The following is a 17,768-nucleotide window of genomic DNA, read 5'->3' on the forward strand; positions in this document are numbered from 1 at the left end:
TTTGCAGCAGTCTCTTTTTTTACGTTGTCTCCTCCGGATAGACCAGGGTGTCCTGAAAACCGTCCGCGTCCGGGCAGAAAATATCACCGGCCACGGGTAAATCTTCGCATAGGTATAGATTTGCCTGAACGCCGCTGGGGCGATCCGGATAGTTGGTGACGGCATACGTGTAGCGGGATAGCCGCTTTCCGCAGCAGGGAGAGAGGTCGTATCCCTGGGTGAGTTGCAGATCGTTGTAAGAAAGATAGGGTTCCTCCAGTTTTTTCGGCAGCAGCAGCTGCAGCGTTTCCACCGGCTCCGACTCCACCTGCCAGCCCAGAGATTCCAGATAGGTTACGCGTTCCTCATTGGTGAGCAGCTGCGGCTGCGCCGGTGCTTCCTGCGGCGCCTCCCGCCCCATCAGCAAAATGAGCAAAGCCATGACGAGACCCATTAAAATGACGGCAAATACGGCCATTTTTTTCGAAAACTTGGCGGTCCAAATCAACATATTCCATCCCTCCTGCCTGTTTTCTATTCAATTTGGAACAAAATTATGATAGAATAACGGACAAAGTAATAAAGAGGAGTATCTGACATGGAAAAACAGCGGCTGGACAAGATCATCGCCTCTACGGGACGCTGGTCCCGGCGGGAGGTCAAGCTCTTGATCCGTCAGGGAGAGGTGCTGGTGGACGGCTTTCCCGCCCGGGCGTCGGAGGATAAGGCGGACCCGGAGACGGCGGAGATTCTGGTGAGCGGCGAGGCGCTGACCTACCGGAGATATACCTGGCTGATGCTGAACAAGCCGGCAGGGTACCTTTCCGCCACGGAGGATGGCAGGGGGGCTACCGTGCTGGACCTTTTGCCGCAGGAGCTGCAAAGGCAGGGTCTTTTTCCCGTGGGAAGGCTGGACAAGGATACGGAGGGGCTGCTGCTGCTCACCAATGAGGGCGTTCTTGCCCATGACCTGCTCTCGCCCCGGCATCACGTGGACAAGGTGTACCGGGCCAGGGTGGCGGGACGGCTGACTGAAGAGGACTGCCGCGCCTTTTTTGACGGGATGCTCCTTGGAGACGGGACACAGTGCCAAAGCGCGGGCTTGGAAATCCTCTCGGCAGGGGAGGAGAGCGAAGCGCTGGTGACGCTGCGGGAGGGAAAGTTCCATCAGGTGAAGCGAATGCTGGCCCAGTGCGGAAAACCGGTGCTGTATCTGGAGCGGCTGCAGATGGGCAATTTGACATTGGATGCATCATTGCCCCGTGGGGAATTCCGCTTCCTGACAGAGGAAGAATTGGAAGGCTTAAGAAATTCTTGATGATTTCAAAATGAAACTCAAATGTTCAACAAAAAATTAACGTATTTTTTGTTGAAAAAAGAAAAAATGTCTTGCATTCCGCCGAAAATGCCGATATAATGAAGACGTTGACAAATTGCACAAAGATTCGTGTGATTTTAGGTGAGGAGGACAACCATGTCTGGAAGAATTTTTCAAAATGTGGTTTTGCAGCTGAAGGAGAATACCGACCGCACGATTGGCGTCATCGATGGAGAGGGAATCGTGATCGCCTGCAGTGAGCTGTCTATGATCGGACAGCGGTGGGCTGAGTATGTACCAGTGGTCAATAACGCTTCCGGTATGATTTCCTCCGATGGTAAGACGCTGAAGGCGCTCAACGGCTGGGGCAATCAGTTTGACTATGCGGTGTTTGCCTTTGGCGACAACGAGGTCAGCAAGACGGTGTGCGCCATGGCCACGGTGGCGCTGAATGCCGCCAAGTCTTATTACGAGGAAAAGCATGACCGAGGGTCTTTCATTAAAGATATCATCTCGGACAACATCATGCTGGGCGATATCTACATGCGGGCCAAGGAACTGCGGGTCACGGCGGACGTGCCCCGGGGCGTCTTTGTGGTGCGTTCCCTGAAAAAGGGGGAGTCTGCGCCCACCGATGCCATCCAGAGCCTTTTCCCGGATCGGCAGAACGACTTTGTCCTCAGCATCGGCGAGGGGGACGTGGTGCTGATCCGGCAGATGCCGGAAAACTCCAGCGTCAAGGAGCTGAACAAGATCGCACTCTCCATTGAAGAGACGCTGCGCACGGGCGGAGAGAGCACGGTGGTGGTCGGCATCGGCACCGTGGCAATCCATCTGCGCGATTTGGCCAAGAGCTACAAGGAAGCGCAGATCGCCATTGAGGTGGGCAAGGTTTTTGACACGGAGAAGTATGTCATCAACTATGAAAACCTGGGCATCGGGCGTCTGATCTACCAACTGCCCACCACGCTGTGCGAGATGTTTTTGCAGGAGGTTTTTAAGAAAAACCCCATCGACGCGCTGGATAAGGAAACCCTCTTTACGATCCACAAGTTCTTTGAGAACAATCTGAATGTGTCCGAGACCGCCCGAAAGCTGTTTGTCCATCGGAATACCCTGGTTTACCGGCTGGAGAAGATCAAAAAGCTGACGGGGTTGGATCTGCGGGAATTTGACGACGCCATCACCTTTAAGGTGGCGCTGATGGTGAAAAAGTACCTCACCTCCCGGGGCATTGAGTCCTGAGCAATCGAAAAACGGAAACAGCAGCTTGCTGTTTCCGTTTTTTTTTATGCGCCGCGGAAAACGGCGCCTTATGAAAGGAATCTGCCAAAAGAGCTTAAAAATGCCATAAAATGGGATTGCGAAATACGGAAAAACCGGGTTGCCTTTTGACAATACATGGTATATAATGTGATTTAATCAAGAATTATGTCGACTGAGCCGCAAAATGACGGGTTACCGTGGAAAAAGTTTGCTGCTTGGCCGGTAGTTTTATAAATGAGGAGCGAGGTGCCGCATGATCCGTTTGAAAGACGTGGAAATGGAGTATGAAAACGGAACCAGGGCCATTCAGGGGATCACGCTGTCCATTGAGGACGGCGAATTTGTCTTTCTGGTGGGGCCCTCCGGGTCGGGAAAATCCACCATTATCAAGCTGCTGACCGGCGAGGTGGAGCCCTGCGCCGGCCGCATTATGATCAACGGATTTTCCGTCAGCAATATTTCGGAAAAACAGATTCCCCTGATGCGCCGGACGCTGGGGATTATCTTTCAGGATTTCCGCCTGATCGAGAAGAAAACCGTTTATGACAATCTGGCCTTTGTCATGCGGGCGGTGGGAACGGCGCCAAAGGAAATTCAAAAGCGGATTCCCTATGTGCTCAAGCTGGTGGGACTGGAAAAGAAGGCCCAGAGCTACCCCACGGAGCTCTCCGGCGGCGAACAGCAGCGTGTGGCCATTGCCCGGGCGCTGGTCAACAACCCGAACACCATCATCGCCGACGAGCCCACCGGGAATCTGGACCCGGAGCGCTCTTTTGAACTGATGAGCCTGCTGCTGAAAATCAACGAGCTGGGCACCACCGTGGTGGTGGTGACCCATGAAAAAGATTTGGTGGACCGTTTCAGCAAGCGGGTCATTACCATTGACACCGGGCGCGTGGTCAACGACGGTGTGGGCGGCTATGTAGGAGGGAGTATCCATGCGTAAATACAATTTCGGATATTTCTTCCACGAGGGCCTCTCCAACATGTTCAGCCACGGATTCATGACGTTTGCCGCCATCGGCATCACGGTGGCGTGCTTGCTCATCATGGGAACCTTTACGCTGGTGGCAGTCAATGCCAATAGCCTGCTAAAGGATCTGGAAAAGGAAAACGAGATTCTGGCCTACGTGCAGGAGTCCTATACGCCGGAGCAGGCCAAGGCCCTGGAAAGCAAACTCAAGGCGGTGTCCAACGTTACCTCCGCCACATACATCAGCCGGGAACAGGCGATGGAGGATTTTGCAAAGCAGTATCCGGAGGAGAACATGTTTCAGGATCTGGACCCCCAGATTTTCCGGGACCGCTATGCGGTGAAGATCGAAAATCTGGAGCAGCTCTCCCAAACCGTCCGGAGCGTGAAGGCGGTGGAGGGCATCGACGGCGTCAACGCCTACGAGGAAATCGCGGGCGGCTTTATCACGGTGCGAAACGTGGCCACGGTGGTCTGCGTGGCGCTGATCGCCATTTTGTTTGTGGTATCGGTTTTCATCATTTCCAATACCATCAAGCTCACCACCTTTGACCGGCGGGACGAGATCGCCATCATGCGCATGGTGGGCGCCACCAACGGTTTTATCCGCTGGCCCTTCGTGTACGAGGGGTTTATGCTGGGCTTTTTAAGCGCCGTCATTGCGTTTGCTTTGCAGTGGGGGCTGTATGCGGCGGTGGCCCGGGGCGTTGATACCAACGATACCTTGCAGCTGATCCACGTGATCCCGTTCCGGCAGCTGTGGCCGGCGGTGGGAGGGACCTTCACCGGCGCGGGTATTTTGATGGGCGTGGGAGGCAGTTTGTCCGCGATTCGGAAATTCCTGCAAGTGTGAGAGGTGCGCCGTGAAAAACTGTAAACACAAAAAACGGATCTGGCAGGGGCTGCTGGCACTACTGCTGGTTTTGGTGGTGGTGTCGGTGGATTTGCTGCCGGCGGCAGCGCTCACCCAGGCCGATATCGACGCGCTCAAGAGTGACGCCGGCGACCTGAACGCAAAAAGGAAGGAACTGGAGGGCAAGCTGGACGATCTGGCGGACGACAAGACGCAGGTTCTTCAGCGGAAAAAATATCTGGATGAGCAGGTCAGCAACACCAGCGCCCAGATCAAGAACGTGGAGGCGCAGATCAATGATTACGCCGCGCTGATCACGCAGACAGAGGTGGAGCTGGCGGATGCACAGGAGAAAGAAGCGGCGCAGTACGAGCTGTTTTGCCGCCGGGTGCGAGCCATGGAGGAACAGGGCACCGTGTCTTACTGGTCCGTGCTCTTCAAGGCGGACAGCTTTACGGACCTTTTGGGCCGTCTGGATATCATCAACGAGATCATGGACTCCGACCAGCGGGTCATCAATGATTTGCAGACCCTCCAGCAGGAGATTTCCGACAAGCAGGCGTCCTTACAGGACAGCAAGGCCCAGTCCGAATCCGCCAAGGCGGAGCTGGTGAGCCGAAAGAGCGAGCTGGACAGCCAGCGGGCCAAGGCCGTCGCGCTGGCGCGGGAGATCGAGGCCAACGAGGGCGAGTATCAGGCCACGCTGGACGAGCTGGACAAGGAAGAGGAACGGATTCAGGCCAAGATCGTGCAGCTGTCCAAGGAGCTTGCCGCGCAGCAGGCCGCCGCGGGGCACGGGTCCAACGCGGCGCTGGGCGGGTATATCTGGCCGGTGAGCAGCCATAAAATTTCCTCTCCCTTCGGAAACCGTTCCTCTCCGGGCGGCGTGGGCAGTACGAACCACAAGGGCGTGGATATTGCAGGTGTGGGCTATTCCACGGAAATCCACGCGGCAAAGGCCGGCACGGTGATCGTGTCCCAGTATTCCAGCTCCTACGGCAACTATGTGGTGGTTTCCCACGGCAGCGGAAATACCACGCTGTATGCCCATATGAGCAGCCGAAAGGTCTCGGCGGGACAAGCCGTGAGTCAGGGCGATGTGCTGGGTATTACCGGCTCCACCGGCCACTCCACAGGCCCTCACCTCCATTTTGAGATCACGGAAAACGGCGCGCGGATCAACCCGCTGACCTATTTGACGGATTATACGCAGGCCTGGTAAACCAGGTGGCCGTCCGAAGCGTTTTTTGGCAAGCGGTTTGACATGAATCGCCCTCTCGCACCATACCATGGGAGCGGGAGGGCGATTTTTTATGTTTGGATTGATTTTATGGACAACAGCGGAAAAAGGGAAGCGGGCGGTGCGTATCGCGGAGCGCAGCTGCCTGCATATGCGGTTTGTCTGCGCGGAGATTTCCCGCACCGCCCGGACGCCGGAGGCGGTGGTTCGCCGCCGGGTATCGTCTGCCGCCAAGCGCCTTGGAAAACTCGGGGTGAACACCGCCGTGCTTCCCGAGTGCTTCGCCTATGAAAGCCAGCTGGAAAAGTACGGCATTCGCCGCGCCTCCACGCTGGCGCTGCGGCGGAGAGTGGCGGCGGAGTGGGTGCGGGTGGAGCTGGCGCAGCAGGGAAAGCCCACAGGCAGCGCTCGGGTGGCCGTCGCGGCCGATCAGCTCACCGGCGAGGCGGTGCGCACCATCACGGAGCTGGTGCTGCGCCACCGCTATGTGCTGGTAGATCTGCCCCGGGGCGGGGAGGAGCTGTGCCGTCAGCTGCGCCGGGACTACGGCGTATCGCTGCTGTTGGGGCCGTCCAAAGAGCAGATGGAGGACGCGGAGGCGCTGGTGCTATTTTCTCCCAGAACGGAATTGGCAAAGAAAAACGCGGTGGTGCTGCCGCTGTACGATGAGACGGCGCCCCTGCCGGGACTGAGCCTGCCTCCCGCGCTGGAGGGCCAGCTCCCCGCCGGAGCGGATCGTGGGCAGCTGCTGGCGGTCCTTCAGGACGCCGGAGCGCTGAAGCCCGGACAGATTTCCCTGGCGTCGCCTTGCTGCTTGACATTCTGATTGACAGCCAGTATAATACTACTCTGTGATAATGTAGAATAAGTATATGTGGAAAGGCCGAAAGGCTTTTCTTCATGAACGGATAGCAGAAAGGAAACGGACGATATGGAAAAAGAATACAAAATGAGTGCTGCCCGGGCCGACGAACTCCAGGAGGAGCTGAACTACCTCAAAACGACGCGTTCCGATGAAGTTGCCGAGCAGATCAAGGTAGCCCGCGGCTTTGGCGATCTCTCCGAGAACAGCGAGTACGACGAGGCGAAAAACGAGCAGGGCAAACTGTATTCCCGCATCGCCGAACTGGAAGAGATTTTGCAGCATGTGGTCATTCTGGACGAGAGCAACGCGCCCACCAATGTCATCACCATCGGCTGCCGGGTCGTGGTGGCGGACGCCGCCGGAAAGGAAATGCCCGCGTACAAGATCGTCGGCTCTCAGGAGGCGGACCCCATGCACGGCGTCATTTCCGAGGAATCTCCCTTTGGCAGAGCGCTTCTTGGCTCCAAAGAGGGCGACACCGTGACGGTGGAGGCTCCCCGGGGCGCCATCACGTATACGGTAAAGAAGATCGAGCGGTAAGGAGTAAGAGCATGGCTGAACAAAAGACAACGCCGGAGTTGGATCTGAGCGAGCAGCGCAGAGTCCGCCGGGAAAAGCTGAGCGCACTGCAAAGCGCGGGGCAGGACCCCTTCTGCCAGACACGGTTTGACTGGGATATGACCTCCGCCCAGATCAGAGAGGATTTTGACGCGCTGGAGGGGAAGGCCGTCAAAGTTGCCGGACGGCTCATGAGCAAGCGCGGCATGGGCAAGGTGAGCTTTTGCGATTTGCAGGATCGGGACGGCCGCATCCAGCTCTACGCCCGGCAGGACGAAATGGACGAGGACGTCTACAAGGCCTTCAAAAAGTACGATATCGGCGATATCGTGGGCGTGGACGGCGAAGTGTTCCGCACCCAGCGGGGCGAGATGAGCGTCCGGGCCAAGAACATCGTGCTGCTGTCCAAATCCCTGCTGCCCCTTCCGGAGAAGTTTCACGGGTTGCAGGACCGGGAACTGCGCTACCGCCAGCGTTATGTCGACCTGATGGTCAATCCCGAGGTGAAGAAGAATTTTGTCGTCCGTTCCCGGTTCATCAAGCATGTGCGGGACTTTTTGGACGGTCGGGGCTATGTGGAGGTGGAGACGCCTGTTTTGAACACCATCTCCGGCGGCGCCACGGCGCGGCCCTTCATCACCCACCACAACACGCTGGACATCGACATGTTCATGCGCATTGCCACCGAGCTGCCCCTCAAGCGGCTGATCGTGGGCGGGATGGACCGGGTGTATGAGATCGGCCGCATCTTCCGCAACGAGGGCATGGACCCCAAGCACAACCCGGAGTTCACCACCGTGGAGCTGTATCAGGCTTACGCGGACTTCAATGATATGATGGATCTGTTTGAGGAGCTGCTCTCCTCCGCCGCCCAAAAGCTGCTGGGCACCTATTGCGTGCAGTGGCAGGGCGAGGACATTGACCTCACGCCGGGCTGGCCCCGGATGACCATGGCCGAGGCCGTCAAGCAGTATACGGGCATCGATTTTATGGCCATTTCCGATGACGCGGAGGCCGTGGCCGCGGCCAAGGGCATCGGCGTGGAGCTGGCGGAGACGGCCGACAAGACCTGGGGCAATGCGCTGTACGAGTGCTTTGACCAGCGGGTGGAGGAAAAGCTGGTGCAGCCCACCTTCATCACCATGCACCCTGTGGACGTGAGCCCCCTGGCCAAGCGCAGTCCCAAGGACCCCCGCCTCACGGAGCGGTTTGAGCTGTTCATCTGCCGCAGCGAGATGGGCAATGCCTTCTCCGAGCTGAACGACCCCATCGATCAAAAGCAGCGCTTCCAAAAGCAGGTGGAGCTGCGGGACAAGGGCGACAGCGAGGCTGGCATGATGGACGAGGACTATATCACCGCGCTGGAATACGGTCTGCCCCCCACCGGCGGATTGGGTATCGGCATCGACCGCTGCGTGATGCTGCTGACCAATTCGGACACCATTCGGGAGGTCATCCTGTTCCCCACCATGAAGCCCATGGACTGATCGCAGGCCCGCATCAACTATGCGGGCCTGCTTTTTCTAAGATTGTGGAAAAGCCAATCTGCGCGGTGGGTGCGCACAGGGGGACTACCCCGGCGGTTTTGCCTGATTTTCAAGCGTTTGCGCCCCTTAAGCGAAAGGAAAGTCGTTGACTTGACCGGTTTGGCGGCGTATGATATATTTGCTTTCGCATCAGCATGTGATGTGTTTTACCTCTGCGCGGCCCGTCCGGGCGGCACAAAAGCTTGCGGCGAAGCTGCGGAAAGGAGACTTGGACATGGAGAACATCACCAGCCGCACAAACCCGCTGTGTACGCACCTGCGCAAGCTGGCCTCCTCCGCGTCTTATCGCAGACGCACCGGCGAATTCCTCTGTGACAGCCCAAAGCTTCTGGAGGAAGCGCTGGCGTGGGAAGCCCCGCTTCACACCGTGGTATTTACCGAGAACGCCGGTCTGGGGCCGCTGCCCGAGGGGGTCCGGCAGGTTTTGGTTTCGCCGGAGCTGATGGCGTTTCTCTCTCCCATGGAGACGCCCCAGGGCGTTCTGGCCGTCTGCGGTTTACCGGAGCAGCCCCTGCCCGAGACGCTGCCGGGCCGACGCTACGTGGTGCTGGACGGTGTGCAGGACCCGGGCAATGTGGGAACCATCCTGCGCACGGCGGACGCCTTCCATGCAGACGGGCTGTTTTTAGTCAATGCCTGCGCGGATCTTTATAATCCCAAAACGGTGCGCTCCACCATGGGCGCGGTGTTCCGCTGTCCGGTGTGGAAATGCACGCCGGAGGCGCTGCGCCAGCTCCTCACTCAAAGCGGACTGCCTCTCTACGGCGCCGCGCTTCGCGCCGATACTGCCGACGCCCGCACCGTGGACTATACCCGCTGCGTCATTGCCATCGGCAGTGAGGGTCAGGGCCTTTCTTCGGAGCTGCTGGCACTTTGCGACAAGACCGTGCTCATTCCCATGAGCGCCCATTGCGAATCCCTGAACGCCGCTGCCGCTGCCGCAGTGCTGCTGTGGGAGGCCGCTCGGGGCGACGGAAGGGAGCCGGGTCTATGCTGAAATTTTGGCTGTGGCTGGCGGAGCTGCCGGGGCTGAGCAATCAACTGCGACTGGCGCTGCTGCGCCATTTTGGCACGCCGGAAAACGTCTTTTACGCGGACAGCGGTGAGATTTTGCTCACAGAGGGCATCAGCGTGGAGAGCGCGGTGCTGCTTAAAAACCATGATTTGACCACCGCCGAGCGCATTTTGGCGGAGTGCCAGCGGCTCAGTCAGCATATTTTGACGATTCAGGATGCGGCATACCCAAGCCGCCTGAAAAATATTTACGACCCGCCCTGCCTGCTGTACTGGAAGGGGCACCTGCCCGCCTTCGACGAAGAACTGGCTGTGGCGGTGGTGGGCACGAGGACGTGCACGCCCTACGGGGTGAGCTGCGCGGAAAAGCTGGGCTATGGACTCGCCGGCGGCGGCGCCATGGTGGTCAGCGGCCTTGCCAAGGGCATCGACGGCGCGGCCATCCGGGGCGCGCTTCGCGCCGGCGGGATCACGGCCGGCGTTGTGGGCGGCGGTCTGGATGTGCAGTACCCTTATGAAAACCGATATCTCTACGAGGATATGGCGGCGGCAGGGGTCTTGCTCTCCGAGTATCCGCCGGGAACAGAGCCTGCGGGACGCCACTTTCCCGCCCGAAACCGAATACTCTCCGGGCTGTGTGCCGCCGCGCTGGTGGTGGAAGCGCCGGAGCGCAGCGGTGCGCTCATCACGGCGGAAACGGCGCTGGAGCAGGGCAGGGACCTCTTTGCGGTTCCCGGACCCATCGACGCCCCCGCCAGCGTGGGCTGCAACCGTCTCATTCGGGAGGGCGCCGGTCTGGTCACCGACGCGTGGGACATCCTTTGCGAATACGAGGCCCGTTTTCCGGAAAAGCTGCGGGAGACACCAGCCCGCCAAACCCCGAAAACGCTGGGCTATCAGGCAAGAACCGTGACGCCGCCCAAGGAGGTCGCGCCGACGCTAAGCCTTTCCGCCGCCAGTCTGACGGACGATCAAATCGCCCTGCTGCGCGTCCTCTCCGACGAGGAAGAGACGCTGGTGGACGACCTGATCGAAAAGACCGGCATCCCCACAAGAAGGGTTTTGTCTGCCCTGACTGTTTTGGAAATTGAAAATCTGGTCCGGCAGCACAGCGGAAAGCGCTATACCCGCGCCGTGACTTTGGTGTGATTCCCGGAAGCATAAAAAACGCGTCCCTGCGGGGCGCTTGGAGGTAACTATGGCGAAGCACAGCCTGGTCATCGTGGAATCTCCCGCGAAGGCTAAAACCATCGGCAAATATTTGGGCAAGGATTTTACCGTGAAGGCCTGCATGGGCCATTTGCGGGACTTGCCGAAAAGCACCCTCGGCGTGGATCTGGAGCACGATTTTGAGCCGGTCTACAACCCCATCAAGGGGAAAGAGGAGATCATCAGCGATCTGAAGAAGTCCGCCAAGGCGGCGGACACCGTTTATCTCGCCACCGACCCGGACCGCGAAGGAGAGGCCATTTCCTGGCATTTGAAGCAGCTTTTGAATCTGCCGGATGAAAAGACCCAGCGGGTCACTTTCAATGAAATTACCAAGAAGGTGGTGCAGGAGAGCATTTGTCAGCCCCGGGACATCGACCAGAATCTGGTGGATGCCCAGCAGGCCCGCCGCATTCTGGACCGGATCGTGGGGTATGAGCTTTCCCCGCTGCTGTGGAAAAAGATTCGCCGGGGACTTTCTGCCGGACGGGTCCAGTCTGTCGCCACCCGGATGGTGGACGACCGGGAGCGGGAGATCGAGGCCTTCCAGCCGGAGGAATACTGGACGCTGGACGCCAACGTGCTTGGCGGCGATAAAAAGGGCGTGCCGTTTGCCGCCCGGTACCACGGAAAGAGCGGCAAGAAGGTGGAACTGAAAGCCGCCGCCGAGGTGGATGCCGTGGTGCGGGAGACGGAAAACGAGACGTTTACCGTCAAAAGCGTGAAGCGCAGCGATAAGCAGCGCTCGCCCTCCCCGCCCTTTACCACCTCCACCATGCAGCAGGAGGCGTCCCGCAAGCTCTCCATGACGCCCCGGCGCACCATGGCCATCGCCCAGCAGCTCTACGAGGGCGTGGACATCGAGGGCGAGGGGACCGTGGGTCTCATCACCTATATGCGTACCGACTCCCTGCGCATTTCCGAGGAGGCCGTGGCCGAGACCAAGTCCTTTATTCTGGGCCGGTACGGCGAAGCCTATTATCCCGCGCAGGCCAATCATTACAAGGCCAAGGCCAACGCGCAGGACGCCCATGAGGCCATCCGCCCCAGCAACGTGAACTGGACGCCGGAGCAGCTCAAACGGGACCTCACCGGGGAGCAGTATCGCCTCTACCGCCTGATCTGGAGCCGCTTTGTGGCCTGTCAGATGGCAAACGCCGTGTATGACAGCGTCTCCGTGGAAATTGAAGCCGCGGACCACAGCTTCCGCACCAGCTCCTCCAGTCTGAAGTTTTCCGGGTATACCGCGGTATACGAGGAGGGGAAGGACGAGGAAAAGGAGGAGCGGGAGTCTTTGCTGCCCGCCCTGCGGGAAGGGGAGACCCTGCGGCTGAAGGATTTTTCCAAGGATCAGCATTTCACGCAGCCCCCCGCCCACTATACGGACGCCACCCTCATCCGCGCCATGGAGGAGCAGGGCATCGGACGGCCCTCCACGTATGCGCCCACCGTGTCCACCATTTTGGACCGGGAGTATGTCATCAAAGAGGGAAAGTATCTGCATATCACGAATTTGGGCCGGGTGGTCACGGAGCTGATGAAAGAGCGGTTCACGGATATTGCCGACTTGAAATTTACCGCCAACATGGAGCGGAGGCTGGACTCCGTGGAGGAGGGCTCCACACCGTGGAAGGGCGTTTTGCGGAATTTCTACGGAGATTTCGACAAAAGCCTCAAGCAGGCGGAAAAGGATCTGGAGGGGGTCCGTATCAAGGTCCCCGACGAGATTAGCGAGGAGCTTTGCCCGGAGTGCGGACGCAATCTGGTGGTGAAGTCCGGCCGGTTCGGACGGTTCCTGGCCTGTCCCGGCTATCCCGATTGCAGCTTCACCATGCCGCTGGTGGTGGAGATGCCGGGCCGCTGCCCCAAATGCGGCGGCCGCATCATGAAGCGCACCGGCGTCAGCAAGAAAACGGGCAAGCAGTACACCTATTACTGCTGCGAGCATATGAACAGCCGGGATGAGGCCAGCAAGTGCGACTTCATGACCTGGGACGTGCCGGTGAAGGACGATTGCCCGGTTTGCGGCCAGACCATGTTCAAGAAGGCGGGCAAGGGCTTTAAGCGGCCCTACTGCATCAATTCCAATTGCGCCAACTTCCTGCCGGAGGACAAGCGGGGCTATCCCAAAAAGAGCGCCACGGAAGAAAAGAAGGCCGACGAGGCCGCCGGCGCGGAACAAGCAGCCGAAAAAGAGACTGCCAAAAAGCCTGCGGCCAAGAAAACAACCGCCAAGAAGAGCGCCGCCAAGAAGCCCGCGGCGAAAAAGACCGCCGATCAGAAACCGGCGGCAAAGAAAACCACGGCCAAAAAGGACGCGGCGGAGGAAACGCCTGCGGCTAAGAAAACGACCGCCAAGAAGAGCGCGGCGAAAAAACCGGCGGTAAAGAAGCCGGAAGCGAAGAAAGCGACCGCGAAAAAGGCGGCTCCCAAAAAGACGGAGAACTGAGGCGTCTGCGGCGCTTTCCGTGGGCCGAGAGAGACAACAAAGCGGGAAGGATAAAGAATGAATGTAACAGTGATCGGCGCGGGTCTTGCCGGAAGCGAATGCGCGTGGCAGCTGGCCCAGCGGGGCATTGACGTGACGCTTCGGGAGATGAAGCCGGAGAAAAAGACCCCCGCCCATATAACAGACTATTTCGCGGAGCTGTGCTGCTCCAACTCCCTGCGCAGCGACCAGCTGGAAAACGCGGTGGGCCTTTTGAAGGAAGAACTGCGCCGGATGGACTCCCTGATCCTCTCCTGCGCCGACGAGACCCGGGTAGAGGCGGGCGGCGCGCTGGCAGTGGACCGGGAGGGCTTTGCCGCGCTGGTGACGCACAAGGTGCAGGATCACCCCCGCATCACCGTGGTTCCCGGCGAGGTGACCGAATTGCCCGAGGGCGAGGTGGTCATCGCCTCCGGCCCGCTGACCTCCGACGCCTTGGCCCAGCAGCTTCAATCCCTGCTGGGTACGGACAGCGACCTGCATTTTTACGATGCGGCGGCGCCGCTGGTATCCGCCGAGAGCGTGGACATGGAAAAAGCCTGGTTCGGGTCCCGGTATGACCGGGGCACTGCGGATTATGTAAACTGCCCCATGACGGAGGCGGAGTACGACGCCTTCTGGGAGGAGCTTAAGAGCGCGCAGGCGGCGGAGGTCCACGGCTTTGAGGACAAAATGGTCTTTGAGGGCTGTATGCCCGTGGAGGTCATGGCACGGCGGGGGCACGACACCCTTTGCTACGGACCGTTGAAGCCCAGAGGGCTGAAGGACCCCCGCACGGGGAAGGAGCCCTATGCGGTGGTGCAGCTGCGGCGGGACAATACGGGCGGCACCATCTATAATCTGGTGGGCTTTCAGACCCATCTGCGGTTTCCAGAGCAAAAAAGGGTGTTTTCCATGATCCCCGCCCTGCACGACGCGGAGTTTTTGCGCTACGGCGTCATGCACCGCAATACGTTTTTGAACAGTCCCCGGCTGCTGGACCGGTACTATCGGCTCAAGGCGGACCCGCGCATTTCCTTTGCCGGACAGATGACCGGCGTGGAGGGGTATGTAGAGTCGGCTGCCAGCGGCTTTCTGGTGGGAGTGGAGACCGCCCGCCGGCTGCTCGGCAAGTCCCCCATCGATTTTCCGCCCGAGACCGCCATCGGCGCGCTGGGATTGTATATATCCAACCCCTCCGTCACGGTGTTCCAGCCAATGAACGTCAACTTTGGCATCATTCCTCCGCTGGATCACCGGGTGAAGGGAAAGCGCAACAAAAACGCGGAGCTGTCGGAGCGGTCGCTTGCAATCATTGAGGCGCTGAAAGAGGAGGTCCTTTCATGAAGATCATTGTAGACGCCATGGGCGGCGACCATGCGCCCGGGGCCGTTGTGCAGGGCGCGCTGGACGCCCACAAGGCCCACGGCGTGGAGATTCTTCTGGTGGGCCGGACAGCGGAGATTTTGCGGGCGGTGGAGACCTGCGGCGAAAAGACGCTGCCTGCGGGCGTGGAGATCCGGGACGCCAGCGAAGTGGTGGAGATTGCCGACGACCCCGCAACGGCGTTCAAGCTGAAAAAAGACTCCTCGCTGACAGTTGGATTGAACCTTTTGAAGGAGGGAGCCGGCGACGCCTTCGTCTCCGCCGGGTCCACCGGGGCGCTGCTCGCAGGGGCCACGCTGGTGGCAAAGCGCATCCGTGGTATCCGCCGGGCAGCCATGGGCCCCGTCATTCCCACCGCCGCAGGGCGGGCGGTTTTGTGCGATTGCGGCGCCAATGCCGAGTGTACGCCGGAGTATCTGCTTCAGTTTGCCTACCTCGGAAATTACTATGCCAAGCGGGTTTTGGGAATCGAGTCGCCCCGGGTGGCCCTTTTGAACATCGGCGCGGAGGAGGAGAAGGGCGACGCCCTTCGCCACGAGGCCTACGCGCTGCTCAAAGCGGCGGGAGACGCGGGCCGGATCCGCTTTACCGGGAATATCGAAGCTAGCGACGTGATGATGGGGGAAGCCGACGTGGTGGTGACGGACGGCTTTACCGGAAACGTGATGCTCAAGTCGCTGGAGGGCACCGGGAAATTTTTGCTCAAGGAGCTCAAAGCGGTGTTCCTTTCCAGCACCAAGACGAAGCTGGCTGCCGGGCTGGTGAAAAAGGACCTTGGGGCTATGAAAAAGCTGCTGGACCCCAGCGAGATCGGCGGCACGGCCTTCCTTGGTATCTCCCGGCCTGTGATCAAGGCCCACGGCTCTTCGGACGCCCGGGCTATCGCAAACGCCATCCTGCGGGCCAAGGAGTACGCACAAAGCGGGTTTATCACCGATATTGAGACCAATATCGAGCAAATGAAAGTGGAACGCTCCGCGCCTTGAGCGCGCCGCCTGTTTCCTCCGCCAGAAAAAGCAGAAACCCTCTTGACAGAGGCGCGTCACTTGCCGTATGATTACCCCAGCAAAGATAAACCATGAGGAGTGAACGTCATGTCGATTGAAGAAATTTTCCAAACGATGCGGGATCTGGTGGCGGAGCAATTTGCGCTGGAACCCGAAGAAGTCTCTATGGATACCGCGTTTGAAGAGGATCTGGGCGCTGATTCTGTGGACCTGGTGGAATTGGTCATGGCCATGGAAGAGGAGTTTGAGGTCGGCGAAATTCAGGAGGATGAACTGGGTACGCTGAAAACCGTGGGCGATGCGGTCAATTATATCGCCGGAAAGCTAAAGTAAATTGAGGGATTGCCCCGCGCCTGCGCGGGGCTTCCTTTTGGAAAGGACCAAAATGCAGGGACTGGAAAGAAAACTAAATTATGCATTCCGGAACCCGGCGCTGCTCTCGGAGGCCCTGAGTCACAGCTCCTACGCCAACGAGCACCGCGCCGCCCACTTGAACAGCAATGAGCGGCTGGAATTTTTGGGAGATTCCGTGCTGGGTTTCGTGACGGCGGAATTTCTCTTTGCCCAGCATCCGGATCTGCCGGAGGGGGATTTGACCCGCATCCGGGCAGCGCTGGTCTGCGAGCAGAGCTTGTATGAAGTTGCGCGAAAGCTGGAGCTGGGCCGGTATTTGAAGCTGGGCCGGGGCGAAGAGGCCGGCGGCGGCCGGGAACGCACGTCCATTCTGGCGGACGCCACGGAAGCGGTGTTTGCGGCAGTCTATCTGGACGGGGGCATCACGGCGGCTTCCGCCCTGATCCACCGGTGTTTGCTGGAGGCGGAAAAGGAAGAGGCCGTGGAGGAGCGCCGCCGGGATTACAAGACCGCGCTGCAGGAGCTTGTCCAGCGGCAGGCGGATCAGGTTTTGACCTACCGGATGGCGGGGGAGCAGGGACCGGACCATGCCAAAACATTTGCGGCAGAGGTGCTGCTAAACGGAGCGCCGCTTGGCAGCGGCCTTGGGCACAGCAAGAAAGAGGCCGAGCAGGCGGCGGCAAAAACCGCCTTGGAACAGCTCAGCGAAGAATAAAGTCCACCGGGGACCGCCGTCAGGCGGTCCTTTTCCGTGCGCGGGGCGGGGGAATCCCGGGGCGGGCTTCCCTTTGCGCCGGAGAGCGGAAATATGACTGGAATTTGCGAGCCGAGCGTGGTATACTGCATTTGTGAAAATTTTGAAATAAAATAAGGAGCGTGAACGCGGTGACATTGCTATCATCCATTCTGCTGGGCCTGATTCAGGGCGTGGCGGAATTTTTGCCCATCTCCAGCTCCGGCCATCTGGCCATTGCGGAGCATCTCTTGGGGATGTCGGGCGCAGCGGATATCCCGGAATTTTTTGACGTATTGCTGCATCTGGGCACGCTGGCGGCGGTATTCATTGCCTATTGGGAAGAGATCCGGGACATGGTGCTGGAGCTTTTTCGGGGCGCCCGGGATTTGGCCCGCCATACCACGCCCACGCCGGTCCCCCCCGCGCGGCGCATGATTTTGCTGATCGTGATCGGCACGCTGCCGCTTTTTGCGGTGCTGCCCATCAAGGATCAGATCCAGGGCCTGGCGGACAACATGTACTTTATCGGCGGCGCGCTGCTGGTGACCGGCGGACTGCTTTTTTTAAGCGACCGTGTGAAGCGGGGCCGCAAGACGGAGCGCAGCGCCACCTTGCTGGACGCCCTGATCGTGGGCGTTGCCCAGGCGGTGGCTACCTGCCCGGGCATTTCCCGCTCCGGTACCACCATCACCACCGGATGCTTTGTGGGCTTCGAGCGGAAATTTGCCGTTCGCTACTCCTTCCTCATGTCCATTCCCGCGGTTTTGGGCGCCAATATTTTGAGCTTGAAGGACGCCTTTGCGGCGGGTATCGTCTGGGCGCAGGTCCCGGTGTATCTGGTGGGCGTGGCAGTGGCCATGGGCGTGGGCTATGCCTGCATCCGCCTTTTGAAAATAATTGCCGACAAGGGAAAATTCGGCTTCTTCGCTTACTATTGCTGGGTGGTCGGCGTGCTGACCATTGTTCTGGCACTGATACAGAAATAACCAACGGAGG

The 17,768-nt window shown here is 59.3% G+C and carries 17 protein-coding genes; 16 read left to right on the plus strand and 1 reads right to left on the minus strand.

The window, feature by feature from the left end:
* Nucleotides 1-19: 19 nt before the first annotated feature.
* A complete protein-coding gene (locus tag PHI30_RS06300) occupies nucleotides 20-490 on the minus strand; it encodes a DUF4830 domain-containing protein (protein ID WP_300025441.1) in 471 nt (156 codons plus the stop codon).
* Nucleotides 491-577: 87 nt separating this feature from the next.
* Here PHI30_RS06300 and PHI30_RS06305 point away from each other — a divergent pair, with 87 nt between their 5' ends.
* The 16 genes from PHI30_RS06305 to PHI30_RS06380 all read left to right on the plus strand — a co-directional run bounded on the left by PHI30_RS06305 (nucleotide 578) and on the right by PHI30_RS06380 (nucleotide 17,758).
* Nucleotides 578-1,297: a pseudouridine synthase gene (locus PHI30_RS06305; protein WP_300025444.1), complete on the plus strand. Its 720-nt coding sequence runs from the start codon at nucleotides 578-580 to the stop codon at nucleotides 1,295-1,297.
* 156 nt (nucleotides 1,298-1,453) lie between these two features.
* A complete protein-coding gene (locus PHI30_RS06310) occupies nucleotides 1,454-2,542 on the plus strand; it encodes a helix-turn-helix domain-containing protein (protein WP_300025447.1) in 1,089 nt (362 codons plus the stop codon).
* Between the two features lie 274 nt (nucleotides 2,543-2,816).
* Nucleotides 2,817-3,509 (plus strand): cell division ATP-binding protein FtsE, encoded by a 693-nt coding sequence (gene ftsE, locus PHI30_RS06315; protein WP_300025449.1) that lies wholly within the window; start codon nucleotides 2,817-2,819, stop codon nucleotides 3,507-3,509.
* Nucleotides 3,502-4,389, plus strand: a complete 888-nt coding sequence (gene ftsX, locus PHI30_RS06320; protein ID WP_300025450.1) for a permease-like cell division protein FtsX — start codon at nucleotides 3,502-3,504, stop codon at nucleotides 4,387-4,389. Before ftsE ends, ftsX begins: the two co-directional genes overlap by 8 nt.
* Before the next feature lie 10 nt (nucleotides 4,390-4,399).
* The gene (locus PHI30_RS06325; RefSeq protein WP_300025451.1) at nucleotides 4,400-5,611 is read left to right on the plus strand and encodes a peptidoglycan DD-metalloendopeptidase family protein; all 1,212 of its coding nucleotides are present in this window, start codon (nucleotides 4,400-4,402) and stop codon (nucleotides 5,609-5,611) included.
* Nucleotides 5,612-5,702: 91 nt separating this feature from the next.
* Complete coding sequence (locus tag PHI30_RS06330; protein ID WP_300025454.1) at nucleotides 5,703-6,455, plus strand: hypothetical protein; 753 nt, start codon at nucleotides 5,703-5,705, stop codon at nucleotides 6,453-6,455.
* A 105-nt stretch (nucleotides 6,456-6,560) separates the two neighbouring features.
* Nucleotides 6,561-7,034, plus strand: a complete 474-nt coding sequence (gene greA / locus PHI30_RS06335) for a transcription elongation factor GreA (protein ID WP_300025456.1) — start codon at nucleotides 6,561-6,563, stop codon at nucleotides 7,032-7,034.
* Nucleotides 7,035-7,045: 11 nt separating this feature from the next.
* A complete protein-coding gene (gene lysS, locus PHI30_RS06340) occupies nucleotides 7,046-8,539 on the plus strand; it encodes a lysine--tRNA ligase (RefSeq protein ID WP_300025459.1) in 1,494 nt (497 codons plus the stop codon).
* 274 nt (nucleotides 8,540-8,813) lie between these two features.
* On the plus strand, nucleotides 8,814-9,596 hold the full coding sequence (locus PHI30_RS06345) for an RNA methyltransferase (protein WP_300025462.1): 783 nt from the start codon (nucleotides 8,814-8,816) through the stop codon (nucleotides 9,594-9,596).
* Nucleotides 9,590-10,762 (plus strand): DNA-processing protein DprA, encoded by a 1,173-nt coding sequence (gene dprA, locus PHI30_RS06350; protein WP_300025465.1) that lies wholly within the window; start codon nucleotides 9,590-9,592, stop codon nucleotides 10,760-10,762. Before PHI30_RS06345 ends, dprA begins: the two co-directional genes overlap by 7 nt.
* A 49-nt stretch (nucleotides 10,763-10,811) precedes the next feature.
* Nucleotides 10,812-13,271 (plus strand): type I DNA topoisomerase, encoded by a 2,460-nt coding sequence (topA, locus tag PHI30_RS06355; protein WP_300025468.1) that lies wholly within the window; start codon nucleotides 10,812-10,814, stop codon nucleotides 13,269-13,271.
* 57 nt (nucleotides 13,272-13,328) lie between these two features.
* On the plus strand, nucleotides 13,329-14,636 hold the full coding sequence (gene trmFO, locus PHI30_RS06360) for a methylenetetrahydrofolate--tRNA-(uracil(54)-C(5))-methyltransferase (FADH(2)-oxidizing) TrmFO (protein ID WP_300025472.1): 1,308 nt from the start codon (nucleotides 13,329-13,331) through the stop codon (nucleotides 14,634-14,636).
* Nucleotides 14,633-15,661, plus strand: a complete 1,029-nt coding sequence (gene plsX, locus PHI30_RS06365; RefSeq protein WP_300025475.1) for a phosphate acyltransferase PlsX — start codon at nucleotides 14,633-14,635, stop codon at nucleotides 15,659-15,661. Before trmFO ends, plsX begins: the two co-directional genes overlap by 4 nt.
* A 108-nt stretch (nucleotides 15,662-15,769) precedes the next feature.
* Nucleotides 15,770-16,015 carry an acyl carrier protein gene (acpP, locus tag PHI30_RS06370; protein ID WP_295583246.1) on the plus strand — a complete coding sequence of 82 codons (246 nt, stop codon included), beginning with the start codon at nucleotides 15,770-15,772 and terminating at the stop codon, nucleotides 16,013-16,015.
* Between the two features lie 52 nt (nucleotides 16,016-16,067).
* Nucleotides 16,068-16,751, plus strand: a complete 684-nt coding sequence (gene rnc, locus PHI30_RS06375; protein ID WP_300025479.1) for a ribonuclease III — start codon at nucleotides 16,068-16,070, stop codon at nucleotides 16,749-16,751.
* A gap of 170 nt (nucleotides 16,752-16,921) precedes the next feature.
* A complete protein-coding gene (locus PHI30_RS06380; protein WP_300025482.1) occupies nucleotides 16,922-17,758 on the plus strand; it encodes an undecaprenyl-diphosphate phosphatase in 837 nt (278 codons plus the stop codon).
* The last annotated feature ends 10 nt before the right edge of the window (nucleotides 17,759-17,768 follow it).

It is taken from the genome of Oscillibacter sp. (assembly GCF_028693505.1).
Classification (GTDB): Bacteria; Bacillota; Clostridia; order Oscillospirales; family Oscillospiraceae; genus Oscillibacter.

What these genes read in the sequence shown, in the direction of transcription:
- PHI30_RS06300 (WP_300025441.1), bottom strand. Translation starts at nt 490, where the DNA reads ATGTTGATTTGGACCGCCAAGTTTTCGAAAAAAATGGCCGTATTTGCC.
- PHI30_RS06305 (WP_300025444.1), top strand. Translation starts at nt 578, where the DNA reads ATGGAAAAACAGCGGCTGGACAAGATCATCGCCTCTACGGGACGCTGG.
- PHI30_RS06310 (WP_300025447.1), top strand. Translation starts at nt 1,454, where the DNA reads ATGTCTGGAAGAATTTTTCAAAATGTGGTTTTGCAGCTGAAGGAGAAT.
- ftsE (WP_300025449.1), top strand. Translation starts at nt 2,817, where the DNA reads ATGATCCGTTTGAAAGACGTGGAAATGGAGTATGAAAACGGAACCAGG.
- ftsX (WP_300025450.1), top strand. Translation starts at nt 3,502, where the DNA reads ATGCGTAAATACAATTTCGGATATTTCTTCCACGAGGGCCTCTCCAAC.
- PHI30_RS06330 (WP_300025454.1), top strand. Translation starts at nt 5,703, where the DNA reads ATGTTTGGATTGATTTTATGGACAACAGCGGAAAAAGGGAAGCGGGCG.
- greA (WP_300025456.1), top strand. Translation starts at nt 6,561, where the DNA reads ATGGAAAAAGAATACAAAATGAGTGCTGCCCGGGCCGACGAACTCCAG.
- lysS (WP_300025459.1), top strand. Translation starts at nt 7,046, where the DNA reads ATGGCTGAACAAAAGACAACGCCGGAGTTGGATCTGAGCGAGCAGCGC.
- PHI30_RS06345 (WP_300025462.1), top strand. Translation starts at nt 8,814, where the DNA reads ATGGAGAACATCACCAGCCGCACAAACCCGCTGTGTACGCACCTGCGC.
- dprA (WP_300025465.1), top strand. Translation starts at nt 9,590, where the DNA reads ATGCTGAAATTTTGGCTGTGGCTGGCGGAGCTGCCGGGGCTGAGCAAT.
- topA (WP_300025468.1), top strand. Translation starts at nt 10,812, where the DNA reads ATGGCGAAGCACAGCCTGGTCATCGTGGAATCTCCCGCGAAGGCTAAA.
- trmFO (WP_300025472.1), top strand. Translation starts at nt 13,329, where the DNA reads ATGAATGTAACAGTGATCGGCGCGGGTCTTGCCGGAAGCGAATGCGCG.
- plsX (WP_300025475.1), top strand. Translation starts at nt 14,633, where the DNA reads ATGAAGATCATTGTAGACGCCATGGGCGGCGACCATGCGCCCGGGGCC.
- acpP (WP_295583246.1), top strand. Translation starts at nt 15,770, where the DNA reads ATGTCGATTGAAGAAATTTTCCAAACGATGCGGGATCTGGTGGCGGAG.
- rnc (WP_300025479.1), top strand. Translation starts at nt 16,068, where the DNA reads ATGCAGGGACTGGAAAGAAAACTAAATTATGCATTCCGGAACCCGGCG.